This window comes from Sphingomonas sp. GlSt437 (assembly GCF_048015635.2).
In the GTDB taxonomy this organism is placed as follows: domain Bacteria; phylum Pseudomonadota; class Alphaproteobacteria; order Sphingomonadales; family Sphingomonadaceae; genus Sphingomonas.
In genome coordinates this window covers 269,997-285,523 of the sequence record NZ_JBPGYA010000003.1, presented here as the reverse complement: position 1 = coordinate 285,523, position 15,527 = coordinate 269,997, and the positions used below count along the sequence as shown (strand labels likewise).

At 65.5% G+C, this 15,527-nt stretch carries 17 protein-coding genes; 7 read left to right on the top strand and 10 right to left on the bottom strand.

The window, feature by feature from the left end; genetic code table 11:
* Nucleotides 1-7 precede the first annotated feature (7 nt).
* Nucleotides 8-604, top strand: coding sequence for a recombination mediator RecR (recR, locus tag ACLB0R_RS15390; RefSeq protein WP_416644228.1), 597 nt, complete (start codon nucleotides 8-10; stop codon nucleotides 602-604).
* A 32-nt stretch (nucleotides 605-636) separates the two neighbouring features.
* Nucleotides 637-1,164: a peptide deformylase gene (gene def, locus ACLB0R_RS15385; RefSeq protein ID WP_416644227.1), complete on the top strand. Its 528-nt coding sequence runs from the start codon at nucleotides 637-639 to the stop codon at nucleotides 1,162-1,164.
* Between the two features lie 93 nt (nucleotides 1,165-1,257).
* On the opposite strand, the gene ACLB0R_RS15380 is transcribed toward def, so the two are convergent.
* The gene (locus ACLB0R_RS15380) at nucleotides 1,258-2,922 is read right to left on the bottom strand and encodes a formate--tetrahydrofolate ligase (RefSeq protein ID WP_416644226.1); all 1,665 of its coding nucleotides are present in this window, start codon (nucleotides 2,920-2,922) and stop codon (nucleotides 1,258-1,260) included.
* Nucleotides 2,923-3,002: 80 nt separating this feature from the next.
* Between ACLB0R_RS15380 and rmuC the strand changes: the two genes are divergently transcribed.
* Nucleotides 3,003-4,322, top strand: coding sequence for a DNA recombination protein RmuC (rmuC, locus tag ACLB0R_RS15375; RefSeq protein ID WP_416644225.1), 1,320 nt, complete (start codon nucleotides 3,003-3,005; stop codon nucleotides 4,320-4,322).
* A gap of 2 nt (nucleotides 4,323-4,324) precedes the next feature.
* Complete coding sequence (locus ACLB0R_RS15370) at nucleotides 4,325-5,023, top strand: tetratricopeptide repeat protein (protein WP_416644224.1); 699 nt, start codon at nucleotides 4,325-4,327, stop codon at nucleotides 5,021-5,023.
* 3 nt (nucleotides 5,024-5,026) lie between these two features.
* Here the strand turns inward: ACLB0R_RS15370 and ACLB0R_RS15365 are convergent, their stop codons facing one another.
* From ACLB0R_RS15365 to ACLB0R_RS15335, 7 genes are read right to left on the bottom strand one after another with little or no spacing between them, the layout of a single operon-like run.
* The gene (locus ACLB0R_RS15365) at nucleotides 5,027-5,830 is read right to left on the bottom strand and encodes a TrmH family RNA methyltransferase (protein ID WP_416644223.1); all 804 of its coding nucleotides are present in this window, start codon (nucleotides 5,828-5,830) and stop codon (nucleotides 5,027-5,029) included.
* A gap of 2 nt (nucleotides 5,831-5,832) precedes the next feature.
* On the bottom strand, nucleotides 5,833-6,105 hold the full coding sequence (locus ACLB0R_RS15360) for an HPr family phosphocarrier protein (RefSeq protein ID WP_416644222.1): 273 nt from the start codon (nucleotides 6,103-6,105) through the stop codon (nucleotides 5,833-5,835).
* Nucleotides 6,102-6,509, bottom strand: a complete 408-nt coding sequence (locus ACLB0R_RS15355; RefSeq protein ID WP_416644221.1) for a PTS sugar transporter subunit IIA — start codon at nucleotides 6,507-6,509, stop codon at nucleotides 6,102-6,104. The genes ACLB0R_RS15360 and ACLB0R_RS15355 overlap by 4 nt, the downstream gene beginning before the upstream one ends.
* 49 nt (nucleotides 6,510-6,558) lie before the next feature.
* Nucleotides 6,559-7,491: an RNase adapter RapZ gene (gene rapZ / locus ACLB0R_RS15350; RefSeq protein ID WP_416644220.1), complete on the bottom strand. Its 933-nt coding sequence runs from the start codon at nucleotides 7,489-7,491 to the stop codon at nucleotides 6,559-6,561.
* The gene (locus ACLB0R_RS15345) at nucleotides 7,488-7,925 is read right to left on the bottom strand and encodes an HPr kinase/phosphorylase (RefSeq protein WP_416644219.1); all 438 of its coding nucleotides are present in this window, start codon (nucleotides 7,923-7,925) and stop codon (nucleotides 7,488-7,490) included. The genes rapZ and ACLB0R_RS15345 overlap by 4 nt, the downstream gene beginning before the upstream one ends.
* A complete protein-coding gene (locus ACLB0R_RS15340) occupies nucleotides 7,925-9,526 on the bottom strand; it encodes a sensor histidine kinase (protein ID WP_416644218.1) in 1,602 nt (533 codons plus the stop codon). The genes ACLB0R_RS15345 and ACLB0R_RS15340 overlap by 1 nt, the downstream gene beginning before the upstream one ends.
* Nucleotides 9,495-10,208, bottom strand: a complete 714-nt coding sequence (locus ACLB0R_RS15335) for a response regulator transcription factor (RefSeq protein ID WP_416644217.1) — start codon at nucleotides 10,206-10,208, stop codon at nucleotides 9,495-9,497. Before ACLB0R_RS15335 ends, ACLB0R_RS15340 begins: the two co-directional genes overlap by 32 nt.
* Before the next feature lie 198 nt (nucleotides 10,209-10,406).
* Between ACLB0R_RS15335 and ACLB0R_RS15330 the strand changes: the two genes are divergently transcribed.
* Together ACLB0R_RS15330 and ACLB0R_RS15325 are read left to right on the top strand one after the other, a co-directional pair.
* The gene (locus ACLB0R_RS15330; RefSeq protein WP_416644216.1) at nucleotides 10,407-12,020 is read left to right on the top strand and encodes a phosphoenolpyruvate carboxykinase; all 1,614 of its coding nucleotides are present in this window, start codon (nucleotides 10,407-10,409) and stop codon (nucleotides 12,018-12,020) included.
* 77 nt (nucleotides 12,021-12,097) lie between these two features.
* Entirely contained in the window at nucleotides 12,098-12,415 is a 318-nt protein-coding gene (locus ACLB0R_RS15325) for a hypothetical protein (RefSeq protein WP_416644215.1), read from the top strand.
* Here ACLB0R_RS15325 and ACLB0R_RS15320 read toward each other — a convergent pair.
* Nucleotides 12,412-12,867: an NfeD family protein gene (locus tag ACLB0R_RS15320; protein WP_416644214.1), complete on the bottom strand. Its 456-nt coding sequence runs from the start codon at nucleotides 12,865-12,867 to the stop codon at nucleotides 12,412-12,414. The genes ACLB0R_RS15325 and ACLB0R_RS15320 overlap by 4 nt on opposite strands.
* 17 nt (nucleotides 12,868-12,884) lie before the next feature.
* Complete coding sequence (locus tag ACLB0R_RS15315) at nucleotides 12,885-13,889, bottom strand: SPFH domain-containing protein (protein ID WP_416644213.1); 1,005 nt, start codon at nucleotides 13,887-13,889, stop codon at nucleotides 12,885-12,887.
* 172 nt (nucleotides 13,890-14,061) lie between these two features.
* On the opposite strand from ACLB0R_RS15315, the gene guaB reads away from it, so the two are divergent.
* Nucleotides 14,062-15,519, top strand: a complete 1,458-nt coding sequence (gene guaB / locus ACLB0R_RS15310; RefSeq protein ID WP_416644212.1) for an IMP dehydrogenase — start codon at nucleotides 14,062-14,064, stop codon at nucleotides 15,517-15,519.
* Nucleotides 15,520-15,527 lie beyond the last annotated feature (8 nt).

The following is a 15,527-nucleotide window of genomic DNA, read 5'->3' as shown; positions in this document are numbered from 1 at the left end:
TACCGCCATGGCCTCACCCGAAATCGAAACGCTGACGCAAGCGCTCGCCAAATTGCCCGGTCTCGGGCCGCGATCGGCGCGGCGCGCGGTGCTCCATCTGTTGAAACGCCGCCAGACCGCGCTCGAACCGTTGCGCGCAGCGCTGGAGGCGGTGTCCGAACGGCTCACCACGTGCTCGATCTGCGGCAATGTCGACACCACCGATCCGTGCGGCATCTGCGCCGATCCGCGCCGCGACCCCAAGAGCCTGTGCGTCGTGGAGGACGTCGCCGACCTGTGGGCGCTCGATCGCTCGCGGCTGTTCGCGGGGCGTTTCCATGTCCTAGGCGGGCGCTTGTCGGCATTGGACGGCGTGCGGCCCGAGGACCTGACGATCGATCAGCTCATCCGCCGGATCGAGGCCGGCGGCATCGACGAAGTCGTGCTCGCCACCAACGCCACGCTCGAAGGCCAGACCACCGCGCATTACATCGCCGAGCGGATCGAGCGCTTCCCGATCCGCGTGACCCAGCTCGCCCATGGCCTGCCGGTCGGTGGCGAACTCGATTATCTCGATGACGGCACGCTCGCCCAGGCGCTGCGCGCGCGCCGCCCGGTGGCTTGACGAAGCGATTATTGCTTCATAGCTGACACGCTATGGCTGTCGTTCCGATCATCGAGGTTCCCGATCCCCGCCTGCGCGCCATCTCGACCCCAGTCGAGGTGGTGGATGACAGCGTGCGCGCGCTGATCGACGACATGTTCGACAGCATGTACGCGGCACGCGGCATTGGCCTGGCCGCCGTGCAGATCGGCGTGCCCAAGCGCCTGATCGTCATGGATTTGCAGGAAGAAGAGGATGCCGAGGGCAAGCCGATCAAGGCCCCGCGCGTCTTCATCAACCCGGAAATCTTCGATCCGTCGGACGACCACTCGCTCTATACCGAGGGCTGCCTGTCAGTCCCCGATCAGTACGCCGATGTCGAACGCCCGGCGCGCTGCCGGGTCAAATGGCTCGATGCTGATAGCGCCGCGCATGACGAGGTTTTCGAGGGCCTGCTCGCGACCTGCATCCAGCATGAGATGGATCATTTGCAGGGCATCGTCTTCATCGACCATCTGTCGCGGCTAAAGCGCGAAATGATCCTGAAAAAGCTGGCGAAAGCGCGGAAAGCAGCGGCTTGAGCCTGGTCGTCATGCCAGCGAAAGCTGGCATCGCGCGCCGCCATCGCCGGCCTTAATCGTGAGCGGCCCCAGCTTTCGCTGGGGCGACGGCTCTTAAAACAACCCCACAATCTCCCCATCCGGCCCAAAGCGGATGCTTTCCGCCGCCGGCACCCGTGGCAAGCCCGGCATCGTCATGATCTCCCCGCAGATCGCCACCACAAAGCCCGCGCCTGCCGAGAGCCGCACTTCACGCACCGAGACGACATGCCCGGTCGGCGCGCCGAGCTTGGCGGGGTCGGTCGAGAAGCTGTACTGCGTCTTCGCCATGCAGACCGGGAGGTGGGCGTAGCCTGCGTCCTCCCACCGCTTCAGCTGGGAATGAACGCTCGCATCGGCAACGGCTTCCTCGGCGCGGTAGAGGCGGGTGGCGATGGTGTTGATCTTGTCGAACAGCGGCAGATCGTCGGCATAGAGCGGCGCGAACTGGCTCGATCCTTGATCGGCGAGCGCGGCGACTTTCTCAGCAAGCTCGACTGCCCCGGCGCTACCCTCCGCCCAATGCGTGCAGATCACCGCCTCAGCGCCTTGCGCCGCCGCAATCTCGCGCACCACTGCGAGTTCCTCGTCAGTATCGCTGTGGAAGCGGTTGATCGCCACCACCACCGGCACGCCGAACTGGCGGACATTCTCGATATGGCGCGCGAGGTTGATGCTGCCACGCCGCACCGCGTCCACATCGGGGGTGCCGAGATCGGCCTTGGCGACGCCCCCGTTCATCTTGAGCGCGCGCACCGTCGCCACGATCACCGCCGCATCCGGCGTCAGCCCTGCCTGGCGGCACTTGATGTCGAAAAACTTTTCAGCGCCCAAATCCGCACCGAACCCGGCTTCGGTCACCACATAATCGGCCAGCCCCAGCGCGGTGCGCGTCGCGATCACCGAGTTGCAGCCATGCGCGATATTGGCGAACGGACCACCATGGATGAACGCCGGGTTGCCCTCCAGCGTCTGCACCAGATTGGGCTTGATCGCTTCCGCCAGCAGCACCGCCATGGCGCCATCGGCCTTCAAGTCGCGCGCGGTGATCGGCCGCCGGTCGCGGGTATAGGCAACGACGATATCGCCCAGCCGCCGCTCCAGATCGTGGAGATCATCGGCGAGGCACAAGATCGCCATCACTTCGCTGGCAACCGTGATGTCGAACCCCGATTCGCGCGGAAACCCGTTGGCCGGCCCGCCGAGCGACTGCGCGATGTCGCGCAGCGCCCGGTCGTTCATGTCGAGCACGCGCCGCCACACCACGCGCCGCACATCGATATCGAGCGCATTGCCCCAATGAATATGGTTGTCGATCATCGCCGCGAGCAGATTGTGCGCGGAGGTGATCGCGTGGAAATCGCCAGTGAAATGGAGGTTGATGTCCTCCATCGGCACCACTTGCGCATAGCCGCCGCCGGTCGCGCCGCCCTTGGTGCCGAAGCAGGGGCCGAGCGACGGCTCGCGCAGGCACAGCATCGTGCGCTTGCCGATCCGGTTGAGCGCGTCGGCGAGACCTACCGACGTCGTCGATTTGCCTTCACCCGCCGGTGTCGGGTTGATCGCCGTCACCAGAATCAGCTTGCCGAGCCGGGGCGGCACCGGCAGCGCGCCCACGTCCACCTTGGCCTTGTAGCGGCCATAGGGCTCGATCGCCGCCTCGGGCAAGCCAGCCTTGGCGGCGATGTCGGCGATGGGGTGAAGGCGCGCGGCGCGCGAAATCTCGATGTCAGTCAACATGGCATGAATTCCTAGCCGGGGACTGGCACAACGCAATGCCAGTCGATAGAAGTTCCCCGAATGTTCTGGCGAGAGGCAGTATGGCGGAGTTGGTGATCGCGGTCGTGGTGGCGCTGCTGGCGGGCGTGGCAACGGGCTGGTTTCTGGGGAGCCGGGGTGTCGCGCAGGCACGCTCCGATGCGGCGGCGCGCGAGGCGGAGTTCAAGCGCGCCATTGCCGAGCTCGGCACCGCGCAGATCGAGCTCGCCACGCTGCGCGCCAACGAAGCCAATTTCGAAGCGCGGCTCAAGGACTTGCAAGCCGCCAAGGATGAGTTCGGCGCGAAATTCGCCGAGCTTTCCGCCCAGGCGCTGAACGCCGCGCAACAGCAATTCCTCCAGCGCGCCGAGGAGCGCTTCCGTCAGTCCGAGGAAAGCGCGGGGCAGAACCTCAAGGCCTTGCTCAGCCCGGTCAACGAGCGGCTGACCCGGTATGAGGAAGCCGTCGCCAAGGTCGAGGCCGAGCGGCGCGATGCGTTCGGCGAGCTGAAGGGCCAGATCGAGCAGATGCGGATCGGGCAGGAGCGGGTGAGCCAGGAGGCTGCCAAACTGGTCAATTCGCTGCGAAACGCGCCCAAATCGCGCGGCCGCTGGGGCGAGCAGCAATTGCGAAATGTCCTCGAATCCAGTGGCTTGTCAGAACATATCGATTTCGAGACCGAAGTCAGCGTCGGCGATGAAGAGGGCGGCCGCTTGCGCCCCGATGCGGTGATCCGCGTGCCCGGCGGGCGCAATCTGGTGGTCGACGCCAAAGTGTCGCTCAATGCCTATCAGGACGCGTTTGGCGCGGTCGACGAAGGGGAGCGGGCGCGGGGCCTGGCCGCGCATGCCGCCGCGATGCGCGCGCACGTCAACACCCTTGGCGCCAAGGCCTATTGGACGCAATTCGCCGATGCACCAGATTACGTCATCATGTTCGTGCCCGGCGAACATTTCCTTTCCGCCGCGCTCGAACATGACCATGATTTGTGGAACTACGCCTTCGACAAGCGTGTGCTGCTGGCGACGCCGACCAATCTGGTTGCGATTGCGAAAACAATTGCATCCGTCTGGCGGCAGGAAAAACTCGCCAAGCAGGCCCGGCAAATCGGCGAGCTGGGCAAGGAAATGCATGATCGCCTCGCCAAGGTGGCCGACGATTTGCGCAAGGTCGGCAACGGCCTCAACAGCGCGGTCAATAATTTCAATTCGTTCGCCAACTCATTTAATGGCCGCCTGATGGTGACCGGGCGCAAGTTCAAGGAATTGAACATCGAGCCGGGCGCACGCGAATTGGATGATGTGCCCCCGGTCGAAGTGCTGGCGCGGTACGGCGAGGATCGGGCTTTGATGAGCATTCCGGAAAGCGGTTCGGAGGAATAATGATGAAATTTCAACCATCGGTGTCGATGGGAGCCGTGTTGGTGGCGGTGATGTCACCGCCCGCTCATGCCGCTCAAACATCGGATCCGACCGGAGCCGCTACAGCGGAAACGCTCGACAAGGCCTATGTTGAAATCAAGACCGGTAACCCGCAAAAGGCAATCGACTTGGTCGAGCCGATCATTAAAAGCAATGACCAACTGATCGCGAGTGAACAACGCCATGTCTATTGCGGCATGTCCCCAGCAGAAACCCTGTTCTACTTGGTACAAGCGGCGAACGCGAAGCAGGGCGCGATCGCTTATGCAAAAGCGGCGTGCGAAGCACTGTTTGTAAAGGCTTTTGCCCTGGTCGATTTAAATCGGATCGACGACGCACAGCTGATTTTCAAGCGTCTCGTGCAGCTGGCGCCGCAGCATTCTCAATATTGGGCAGAACTCGGCAATACCTACCGGCTTAACAAAAACTGGGATGCCGGTCTGGAGGCGTACGTGCAGGCGACAGAAAGCGCAGCGCTGGCCGAACCGCAGGACAAGCCGGGTCGAACCTGTATCGCCCTGCGCGGGCAGGGTTACGTGCTGGTTGAGTTGGGCCGCTGGGACGAGGCTGAGCGCGCTTATCGGCAATGCCTGAAGGTCATCCCTAACGAACCGAAGTCGCTCGGAGAGTTGCACTATATCGCGCAGCATCGCCCGAAATAATCACTATGCGATGCGCCGCTGCGCCAGCACCTCATACGCCATCACCGCCGTCGCGACCGCGGCATTCAGGCTGTCCGCCTTGCCGAGCATCGGGATTTTGACGCGGAGGTCGCATTCAGCGGCGTAATCGGCGGGCAGGCCCTGCGCTTCGTTGCCGGTGAGCAGGAACGTCGGGGCTTCGTAGCGCGCGCTCCGGTAATCGGTTGCCGTGTCGAGACTCAGCCCCACCAATTGCCCCGGCCCGGCGCGCAGCCACGGCAGAAACTCTGCCCAGCGCGCTTGCGCCACCGGCACGGTGAACAGCGCCCCCATGCTCGCGCGCACCGCTTCGACCGAAAAGGGGTCGACGCACTCGTCGATCAGGATCAGCCCGCCCGCGCCGACCGCATCGCCGGTGCGTAGGATCGTGCCGAGATTGCCGGGATCGCGCAGCCGCTCCGCCACCAGCCAGATCGGGCTGCGCGACCGGTCCAGCGCCTCAAGCGCCGTCGGAAATTCGGCGAACACGCCGAGCACGGTCTGCGGATTATCCTTGCCCGACAGCTTGGCGAGAATGTCCGCCGTCGTTTCGATCGCCTCGCCGCCGGCGGCTTCGACCTCGGCGACCAGCGCCTCGGCCAATGGATGCCCGGCGCTTTCCCGGCCAAAGAAGACGATCTCGGGCAATCTCCCCGCCTCGCGCGCTTCGGTCAGGATGCGCAGACCCTCGGCGAGGAAGCGGCCCTGCTCACGGCGGTGGCGCTTGTCGCGCAGATCGCGGACCTGCTTGACGAGCGGGTTGGAAAAAGCGGTGATTGCGCGTGGCAAGCTCAATCCTCGCCGAACTTGGCCTCTACCAGCTCGGCGAGCGCTGCCACGGCCTGCTCGGCGCCGTCGCCCTCGGCCGAAATCGTGATGCAGTCGCCCATCGCCGCGCCGAGCATCATCAGCCCCATGATCGAGCGGCCATTGACCGGCGCGCCATCCTTCACCACCGCGACATCGACCGGCAGCGAGGAGGCGAGCGTGACGAACTTGGCGCTCGCCCGCGCGTGCAGCCCCCGGCGGTTGGTGATGGTGACGGTCCGAGCGAGGCGCGTCACGCGGCGGCGGCCCCCAGCACCTCGGACGCGACGCTGATATATTTGCGGCCGGCATCGCGCGCGGCGGCGACCGCCTCGCCGACTTTCATCACCTTGCGCGCGCCGTCGAGCCGGATCAGCATCGGCAGGTTGATGCCCGCGATCACCTCGACGCGGCCCGCTTCCATCAACGATATCGCGAGGTTGGAGGGCGTGCCGCCGAACAGATCGGTCAGCACGATCACGCCGCGGCCACGCTCGACCTGTGCGATCGCGGCGGCGATTTCGCCCCGGCGCATTTCCATATCGTCGTCAGGACCGATGCAGATCGCCGCGATCGCGTCTTGCGCGCCGACGACATGCTCCATGGCGCGCACGAATTCCTCGGCGAGCTTGCCATGCGTCACCAAAACCAGTCCGATCATCGGTGTCCGTTCAACCCAGAGGCGCGTTCGGTGCGCCGTAGCAGATGTGTCATGGCTTCGCCATCTGCCCGCTTGCCGGCGCGCCCTCAAGCGAATCCTGCTGCGCGGCACCCAGATCGCGGTGGGTAACGCTGGGCGACAGGCCCTGCGCGCGCAGATGCGCCGCCATCCGCTCGGCGACATGGACCGATCGGTGTCTCCCGCCGGTACAGCCGAACGCGATCGTCACATAAGATTTGCCCTCGGCGCGATAGCGGGGAAGCAGGGTGAGCAGCAGCGATTCGATCTGCGCCATCGCCGTCTCGTACGCCGGGTCCTGCGCGATATAGGCGCCGACATCGGCATCGAGCCCGGTATGCGGGCGCAGCACTTCGTCCCAATGCGGGTTGCGCAGGAAGCGCATGTCGAGGACGATATCGGCATCGCGCGGCACGCCGCGCGCAAAGCCGAAGGATTTGATCGCCAGCGTTGGCTCGCCGAGCCCCTCGCGAGCGAAGGTCGCGCGAAGCACTTGAGCGAGATCATGGGCGGAAAGGTCGGTCGTATCGATCAGCCGATTGGCCCATTGCCGGAGCGGCGCGAGCAGCTCGCGCTCCTTGGCGATGCCGTCGCTCACCGGGCGATCGAGCGCGAGCGGATGCCGGCGGCGCGTCTCGGAGAAGCGCCGTTCGAGCTCGGTGCCGGCGCAATCGAGGAACAACAGCCCGATATTATCGCCCTGCTCGTCGCGCATCCGGCGGACGCGGCGGACGACAGCATCGGGATCGAAATCGCGCGTCTGCGCGCCGATGCCGACCGCCAAGGGTCGCTGCGCATCGCCCACCGCTGCCGGATGCGCCGCCGCGAGCAGCCGGTCGAGCAAGGGCAGCGGCAGATTGTCGACAATCTCCCAGCCCATATCTTCGAGCGTGCGCAGCGTCGTCGACTTGCCCGCACCCGCCATGCCGGTGACGAGCAAAATGTCTTGGGGATCGCGAGTCATGCGGGTCCCTTTACACGGCGCAGGGCAAGCTCGACCTTGATCGCGGCGGAGGCAGCACGCGGATCGATTTCGGCCGCCGGCACCGAAACGCCGGCGATGCGGCGGCTGGGCGGATCGGCGGGCAGGCGCTCGACATCATCGGTCAGCATCACGACCAGCGCCACCGGCACATCCTCGACATGCGGCCAGTCGATGATGCCAAGCCCGCGCACTTCGAGCTTGCCGGCAATCGTCGCCGGCGCGGTCGCCAGCAGCGCATTTCCCCGGCGATGGAGCAGCGTATAGTCATCGCTCACCAGCGCCGCGCCCCGATCGAGCAGGCGGAGCGCAAGGTCGGACTTGCCGGCACCCGATCCGCCTTCGATCAGCACCGCGCGGCCCTCGATCGCAACGGTCGTCGCGTGCAGCGTTTCCGAAGACAAGGGTGTCGCCATCAGCCTTCTCGCGCCTGGCGGTCACCGGCGAGCGGCAAGCGGACCACGAAGCGGGCACCGCTCAGCCGATCCTCGCGCGATTCGACCGCGATCATTCCCTGGTGCGCCTCCACGATGGTGCGCGCGATGGCAAGCCCTAGGCCCGAATGCTTACCGAATTCCTCGCTTTCGGGCCGGATCGACTGGAAACGGCGGAAGATCGCGTCGCGCGCTTCTTCGGGCACGCCAGGGCCTTCGTCTTCGATACGAGTGACAAGCTGGCCCTGGTCTGCGCCGAGTGCGATCGTGATCAGGCCGTTGTCGGGCGAAAAGGAAATGGCGTTGTCGATCAGATTCTCGAACACGCGCTCAAGCCGGCCGCCATCGCCCATCACCATCGCCGGGCGCACGATCTGCTTGTCGAGGCGGATATCGATGCCGCGCTCGATGCCGCGCTCGCGACGCGTGGCGAGAAGCGCCGTCACCATCGCGGCAATATCGACGGGATCGAACCGCGCGCGGCTGAGCTGGGCATCGAGACGCGACGCCTCCGAGATATCGGTGATCAGCCGGTCGAGGCGGTGGACGTCATCGCGGATGATCGCGGTCAGCTTGTCGCGCAGCGGCTTCTGCCTGACGGTGCCGAGGCCCTCGACCGCCGATCGCAGCGAGGCGAGGGGATTTTTGAGCTCATGCGTCACATCCGCCGCAAACGCTTCGGTCGCGTCGATCCGCGCGCGCAGTGCCAGCGTCATGTCCGATACTGCGCGGGCGAGCATGCCGATCTCATCGCCGCGCGTCGGCAGGGTCGGCACCACGACATCGCGCGCTCGCCCTCGGCGCACGCGCACCGCCGCGCGTGCCAGCCGCCGGAGCGGTCGGACGATGGTCCGCGCCAGGAAGAGCGACAGCAGCACTGACAGCAACGTCACCAGCGCCAGCACGAGCGACAGCCGGAAACGCTCGGCACGCACCGTGGTGGTAATGTCCCGCGCCGTCGAGGTCGTCATCGCGACCATATCAGGGCCAACCACCGCCGCCGCCGTGATCACCGGCGTGCGATCGGGTGCGCGCCACGCGCTCGCCGCGCCTTCCGAATCGGCGCGCGCCAGGCCGACATCGGGCCATGGCCGCCCCGGCGCGCGTTCGCGATAAAGCGGCGCGCGTTGCGCCCCGACGACGGTGTCGATCATCGCGTCGAGAAACCGCGCGACCCGCTGCGTCCAGGGTTGTTTGGTCGGGTCGACCAGCACGAAATTCTGCACGCCCATCATCCGGCTGTCGGCAATCGGGCGATCGGCGGAATCATAGAGCCGGATGCGCGCACCCGTATCGTGCGCCAGGCGAGCGATGAGCGCGGGGCGCTCGGCGGGCGCGACGGTCCCGACCGCGGTGGCAATCAGCCGAACCTCGCGGCGCGCGCGCTCCAGCCGGTAATCCAGGATTCGACTGCGATAGGAGTCGAGGTAGAAGAACCCGCCCGCCAGCATGGCGAGCGCGAAGATGTTCACCGCCAGAATGCGCCGCGTGAGCGAAACGCGACCCGACCAGCGCAGCGAGAGATCGCCATCTTCGCGCTCAGGCGGCGGCTCACTCCTCGGAGAAACGATAGCCTGCGCCATAAAGCGTCTCGATCGCGTCAAATTGCGGGTCGACCTCGCGGAACTTGCGGCGGACGCGCTTGATGTGGCTGTCGATGGTGCGATCATCGACATAGATATCGTCCTGATACGCGGCATCCATCAGCTGGTTGCGCGTCTTGACGATGCCGGGGCGCTGGGCGAGCGTTTCGAGGATCAGGAATTCGGTCACGGTCAGCGTCACCGGCTCGCCTTTCCAGGAGACGCGGTGGCGCGCCGGGTCCATCGTCAGCGCGCCGCGATCGAGCACTTCGGGGATGGCGCCCGCGGCTTCCGAGCCTTCCGGCGTGGGCTGGGACAGTTCGGCGCGGCGCAGGATCGCCCGGATCCGCGCGATCAGCAGGCGCTGCGAGAACGGCTTGGAGATATAATCGTCCGCCCCCATCGCCAGACCAAGCGCTTCGTCGAGCTCGTCATCCTTGGAGGTGAGGAAAATCACCGGCACCGAATTTTTTTCGCGCATCCGGCGGAGCAGTTCGAGGCCGTCCATGCGCGGCATCTTGATGTCGAAAATCGCGAGGTCGGGGGGATTGTCGACCAGCGCCTTCAGCGCCGTTTCGCCATCCGAATAGACGCGCGTCAGGAAACCCTCGGCCTGAAGCGCGATTGACACCGATGTCAGGATGTTGCGGTCGTCATCGACCAGCGCGATCGACGCCGTCATCGACTGTTTTCCATCATCGTCACTTGACCGGCCTAGGCGAAAGCGCGCCAATGCTCAACCGCCGCTGCCGCTGGACCAGGGGATTTGACCGATCCCCGGCGCAAGGATATGCGGCTTGGCATACGTATGCGTCGCCATGGATGACGCAGGGCGCGGCCGGGCGGAAAGCTCCGGCGCATCGCAACAGGAGAAGATGACGTGAGTGAGCGCACCCCCCGTTTCGGTCTCGAAGCGCAAGGCATTTCGACCAAGGCGGCGCTGCACTGGAATCTGCTGACCGCGCCGCTCGTCGAAGCAGCCGTTGCGCGCGGCGAGGGGCGGCTCGCGGCAGACGGTCCCTTGGTTGTCGCGACCGGCAAGCACACCGGCCGCTCGGCGCAGGACAAGTTCATCGTCCGCGATGCCGAGACCGAGAGCACCATCTGGTGGGGCAAGACCAACAAGGGCATGACGCCCGAGCATTTTGCCGCGCTCAAGGCGGATTTCCTCGCGGCACTGGGCGAGAAGGACACGCTGTTCGTCCAGGACCTGTATGGCGGCTCGCAGCCCGAGCATCGCGTCCGCGTCCGCGTGATCAACGAGCTCGCGTGGCACAGCCTGTTCATCCGCACGCTGCTGGTGCGCCCGGGTGCCGACGAACTGGCGGGCTTTACCCCGGAATATACGATCATCGACTTGCCGAGCTTCCGCGCTGATCCCGCGCGCCATGGCAGCCGCAGCGAAACGGTGATCGCGGTCAACTTTACCGAAAAGCTGATTCTGATCGGCGGCACGGCTTATGCCGGCGAGATGAAGAAGTCGGTGTTCGGCCTGCTCAATTATCTGCTGCCGACACAAGGCATCATGCCGATGCATTGCTCGGCGAATATCGGCGCCGATGGCGACACGGCGGTGTTCTTCGGCTTGTCGGGCACCGGCAAGACAACGCTCAGCGCCGACGCGAGCCGCACGCTGATCGGTGACGACGAGCATGGCTGGTCGGACACCGCCGTCTTCAATTTCGAAGGTGGCTGCTACGCCAAGATGATCCGCTTGTCGGCCGAGGCCGAGCCCGAAATCTACGCGACGACCAAGCGCTTCGGCACGGTGCTCGAAAATGTCGTCATGGACCCCATCACGCGCCAGCTCGACCTCGACGACGCGAGCCTCGCCGAAAACAGCCGCGGCTCGTACCCGATCGACTTCATTCCGAATGCGTCGGCCGACAATATGGGCCCGGTGCCGCGCAACGTCATCATGCTGACCGCGGATGCCTATGGCGTGCTGCCGCCGATCGCCAAGCTGACGCCCGAGCAGGCGATGTATCACTTCCTGTCGGGCTATACCGCGCGCGTCGCCGGCACCGAAATCGGCGTGACCGAGCCGGAAGCGACCTTCTCGACCTGCTTCGGCGCGCCGTTCATGCCGCGCCACCCGTCGGTCTATGGCAATCTCTTGAAGGAGCGGATTGCCAAGGGCAGCGTCGATTGCTGGCTGGTCAACACCGGCTGGTCGGGCGGCAAGGCGACGATGCCGGGGATCAAGCGCATGCCGATCAAGGCGACCCGCGCGCTGCTCAACGCCGCGCTCGACGGCAGCCTGAACGATGCAGAGTTCCGCACAGACCCCAATTTCGGCTTCAAAGTGCCGGTGAGTGTGCCGGGGGTCGACCCGTCGATCCTCGATCCGCGCGAAGCCTGGGCGAACAAGGCCGAGTATGACGCGACCGCCGCGCGTCTGGTCGACTTGTTCAACGAGAATTTCGCACAATTTGCCGAACATGTCGACGAAGGCGTGCGGCAATCGGCGCCGAAAGTCGGCCAGCTCGCTTAACGGCGGAGGGGATATCGCGCTCGCGATGCAGCTTGGCATGTGATAGGTTCGACGCCTCTCCAGCGAAGGAATTGCCGATGGGAATGCTCGACGGTCTGCTCGCCCAGGTTTCCAGCAATGTCGATGTCGCCAATCTGGCGGCCAAGGTCGGCATCTCGCCCGATCAGGCGGAGGCAGCCGTTCAGGCGCTCGGCGCGGCGCATCACGCGCCCGGCGATACCGTTGAAACGGCCGCCGAGAATACCGGGCTGTCCACCGACACGCTGCAGGAAATCGTCGGCCATATCGGCGGCGAAGGTGCGCTTGGCCGCTTTGCCGATCTGCTCAAGGGTCAGGCAGGCGATGCCGCGGGCGCGTTCGGGGCAGTGAGCGGGCTTTTCGGCCAGAAGAGCTAGGCATCCGGCGCGGGCAGCGCGACCGGCTCGACCGCGATCGTTGCCCCCGTCGCGCGGACGACGCGAGCGTGCGCGCCGCTCGGCATGTCCGGCCCAGTCGCGATCCACTCGCCATCGCCGAGGCGCGCGCGACCCTTGCCGCCGCGGATCGGCTCGGTGATCGTCACCGTTTCGCCGACCAGGCGGGCGGCGCGGTCATTGAGCAGCCGATCGGCGGTGGCGACCGGGTAATCGCGATACCAGCGCCGCCCGATTACGATCGTCACCAGGCTCCACGCTGCCACCGATAGAAACTGAACGACGAGCGGCAGGTCGGGCAGCGCAAACGCGAGCAAACCAGTCATCGCCGCAGCGATCGCGACGAAGATCAGGAACACCCCCGGCGCGGCGAGCTCCGCCACGCCAAGGACCAGCGCCAGCGCCAGCCAGATGATCGCAAGCGAGAGGTGCATGGCGATTGCGCTCGCCGCTAGGACGCGTCGCTCGATCCTGGCTGCAAGCGGGTCGCGCGCGTCGAGGTAGAGGCGCGCGGGGCGGTCGGGGCCGATGCCGGTCCGCTACCCGAGCCAAGCGCTTCCTTGGCAATCTCGCCAATACCGCCCAGCGTGCCGATCAACTGCGTCGCCTCGACCGGGAAGAGGATCGTCTTGGCGTTGGTCGACGTCGCGAATTTGCCGACTGCCTCGACATATTTTTGCGCGATGAAATAGTTGATCGCTTGCGCCGATCCTTGCTCGATCGCTTCGGATACAAGCCGAGTCGCCTTGGCTTCGGCTTCAGCTGCGCGCTCGCGCGCTTCGGAGTCGCGGAAGGCCGATTCCTTGCGACCCTCGGCCTCCAGGATACGCGCCTGCTTCTGCCCCTCGGCGCGCAGGATTTCCGAGGCGCGCGTACCCTCTGCCTCCAGGATGTTGGCGCGCTTCTCTCGCTCGGCCTTCATCTGCCGCGCCATGGCGTTGACGATGTCGACCGGCGGGCGAATGTCCTTCACCTCGACGCGGGTGATCTTCACACCCCATGGATTGGTCGCGTGATCGACGACGTTGAGCAGCCGCGCGTTGATGTCGTCGCGCTTCGACAGCAGCTCGTCGAGGTCCATCGACCCCATCACGGTGCGCAGATTGGTCGTCGCCAGCTGCATGATCGCGACGAACAGGTCGGACACTTCGTACGCCGCCTTGGCCGCGTCGAGCACTTGGAAGAACACCACCCCGTCAACGCCGACCATGGCGTTATCCTTGGTGATGATTTCCTGGCTCGGGATATCGAGCACTTGCTCCATCATGTTGATCTTGCGGCCGACCGAATAAAAGAAAGCGGGATAGAAATTCAGACCCGGGCGAGCGACGGCGGTAAACCGGCCGAAATGCTCGATCGTATATTGATAGCCCTGGCGGACCACCTTGATACTGCTGATCGCGTAGAACAGCGCCACGATCAGCAGCGCCGCCAGAAACCCGATAAAGATGTCCATGCATCCCTCCGCCCGCGATCACACCAATCGCCTGATAACATCGGTTTAGCACGGGTGAGGGCGCTGCACAGCCCGGCGCACGGCAAATCCTCGCCTTGCCCCCTAGCGCGCGCCACAGGGGTTGGTTACATGGGCCGCCACATTCGACCCCCGCGCAAGGACAGTGGCACTCATGGACATCCGGCTTGGCCTTACCTTTGACGATGTCCTGCTGCTGCCTGCCGAATCGGACCTGCTGCCCAGCATGGCGGACACGCGCACCCGACTGACGCGCAGCATCGGCCTCAACATTCCGTTCCTGTCCGCCGCGATGGACACGGTCACCGAAGCCGACATGGCGATCGTGATGGCGCAGATGGGCGGGATCGGCGTGCTCCACCGCAATCTGGACATCGACGAGCAGGTCGCGGCGGTGCGCCAGGTCAAGCGTTTCGAATCGGGCATGGTCGTCAACCCGATCACCATCGCGCCTGATGCGACATTGGCCGATGCCCGCGCGTTGATGGAGCGGCACCGGATCAGCGGCATTCCGGTGACCGAGGCCGACGGGCGCCTGGTCGGCATCCTCACCAATCGCGACGTGCGCTTTGCCGACAAGCCCGATCAGCCGGTGTCGGAACTGATGACTCACGACAATCTCGCGACGGTCAGCGCCGGAGCGAGCCATGAGGAAGCGCGGCGCCTGCTCCACCAACGCCGGATCGAAAAGCTGCTCGTGGTCGATGATGCCTATCGCTGCATCGGTCTCATCACCGTCAAGGACATCGAGAAGGCCGTCACCTACCCCGACGCGACCAAGGATGGCGCCGGCCGGCTGCGCGTTGCGGCAGCAACGACGGTGGGCGACAAGGGCTTTCACCGCACCGAGGCTTTGGTCGATGCCGAGGTCGATTGCATTGTTATCGACACGGCGCACGGGCACAACCGCGACGTTGCGCGCGCGGTCGAGCGAGTGAAGAAGCTGAGCAACGCGGTGCAGGTTGTCGCCGGCAATGTCGCCACCGCTGAAGCCACCAAGGCGTTGATCGACGCGGGCGCGGACGCGGTGAAGGTCGGCATCGGCCCAGGCTCGATCTGCACCACACGCGTGGTGGCCGGCGTCGGCGTGCCCCAGCTTACGGCGATCATCGATTGCGCCGAGGAAGGGCAGCGCGCCGGCGTGCCGGTGATCGCCGATGGCGGCATCCGCACCTCGGGCGACGTCGCCAAGGCGCTCGCGGCGGGCGCATCGAGCGTGATGGTCGGCTCGCTGCTCGCGGGCACCGAGGAAGCGCCGGGCGAGACATTCCTCTACCAGGGTCGCGCTTACAAATCCTATCGCGGCATGGGCTCGGTCGGCGCAATGGCGCGCGGCTCGGCAGACCGCTATTTCCAGCAGGACATCAAGGATCAGCTCAAGCTGGTGCCTGAAGGAATCGAGGGCCAAGTGCCGTTCAAGGGCCCAGCCAAGGACGTGATCCATCAGCTCACTGGCGGCGTGCGCGCAGCGATGGGCTATACGGGTGCCGCGACGATCGAAGCGCTCCAGCGGCGCGCCAAGTTCGTCCAGATCACCGGTGCGGGGCTGAAAGAAAGCCATGTCCACGACGTGACGATCACCCGCGAGGCGCCCAATTATCCGACACGATAAGGCGCGAG

What these genes read in the sequence shown, in the direction of transcription:
- ACLB0R_RS15320 (WP_416644214.1), bottom strand. Translation starts at nt 12,867, where the DNA reads ATGCACCTCTCGCTTGCGATCATCTGGCTGGCGCTGGCGCTGGTCCTT.
- ACLB0R_RS15370 (WP_416644224.1), top strand. Translation starts at nt 4,325, where the DNA reads ATGAAATTTCAACCATCGGTGTCGATGGGAGCCGTGTTGGTGGCGGTG.
- guaB (WP_416644212.1), top strand. Translation starts at nt 14,062, where the DNA reads ATGGACATCCGGCTTGGCCTTACCTTTGACGATGTCCTGCTGCTGCCT.
- rapZ (WP_416644220.1), bottom strand. Translation starts at nt 7,491, where the DNA reads ATGACTCGCGATCCCCAAGACATTTTGCTCGTCACCGGCATGGCGGGT.
- ACLB0R_RS15325 (WP_416644215.1), top strand. Translation starts at nt 12,098, where the DNA reads ATGGGAATGCTCGACGGTCTGCTCGCCCAGGTTTCCAGCAATGTCGAT.
- ACLB0R_RS15380 (WP_416644226.1), bottom strand. Translation starts at nt 2,922, where the DNA reads ATGTTGACTGACATCGAGATTTCGCGCGCCGCGCGCCTTCACCCCATC.
- ACLB0R_RS15340 (WP_416644218.1), bottom strand. Translation starts at nt 9,526, where the DNA reads ATGGCGCAGGCTATCGTTTCTCCGAGGAGTGAGCCGCCGCCTGAGCGC.
- def (WP_416644227.1), top strand. Translation starts at nt 637, where the DNA reads ATGGCTGTCGTTCCGATCATCGAGGTTCCCGATCCCCGCCTGCGCGCC.
- ACLB0R_RS15355 (WP_416644221.1), bottom strand. Translation starts at nt 6,509, where the DNA reads ATGATCGGACTGGTTTTGGTGACGCATGGCAAGCTCGCCGAGGAATTC.
- ACLB0R_RS15345 (WP_416644219.1), bottom strand. Translation starts at nt 7,925, where the DNA reads ATGGCGACACCCTTGTCTTCGGAAACGCTGCACGCGACGACCGTTGCG.
- ACLB0R_RS15315 (WP_416644213.1), bottom strand. Translation starts at nt 13,889, where the DNA reads ATGGACATCTTTATCGGGTTTCTGGCGGCGCTGCTGATCGTGGCGCTG.
- ACLB0R_RS15335 (WP_416644217.1), bottom strand. Translation starts at nt 10,208, where the DNA reads ATGACGGCGTCGATCGCGCTGGTCGATGACGACCGCAACATCCTGACA.
- rmuC (WP_416644225.1), top strand. Translation starts at nt 3,003, where the DNA reads ATGGCGGAGTTGGTGATCGCGGTCGTGGTGGCGCTGCTGGCGGGCGTG.
- recR (WP_416644228.1), top strand. Translation starts at nt 8, where the DNA reads ATGGCCTCACCCGAAATCGAAACGCTGACGCAAGCGCTCGCCAAATTG.